At 47.9% G+C, this 263-nt stretch carries 1 protein-coding gene; it reads right to left on the bottom strand.

Going from position 1 to position 263, the window contains the following annotated elements; genetic code table 11:
• A partial coding sequence (locus ACEO2X_RS14500; RefSeq protein ID WP_371972208.1) for a transposase occupies positions 1-263 on the bottom strand: 263 nt, incomplete at both ends.

The following is a 263-nucleotide window of genomic DNA, read 5'->3' as shown; positions in this document are numbered from 1 at the left end:
TATGCTGTTGTCGGTATTCGCGGCGGTCTTCCGCTGTACCATCGGTCTTTTTCCTGAGTTCTGCTTCTATCGCATACAGTTTCTGAATCAGCACCAATGCCTGTTCAGCGACCTGACTTTTCCCAGTTACATGCAGTTCATGGAATTTACGACGTGCATGGGCCATGCAGCCCACCTCAATGACCTGACCTGATTTGAAGCGTGCTTTATAACCACTGTAATCATCACAGACTAGATAACCCTGCCAGCCTTTCAAGAACTCT

Origin of the sequence: Acinetobacter sp. AL9, from assembly GCF_041464035.1 — a bacterium.
In the GTDB taxonomy this organism is placed as follows: Bacteria; Pseudomonadota; Gammaproteobacteria; order Pseudomonadales; family Moraxellaceae; genus Acinetobacter; species Acinetobacter towneri.
The sequence above is the reverse complement of the archived record's forward strand: the minus strand, read 5'-3'. Positions and strand labels throughout refer to the sequence as shown.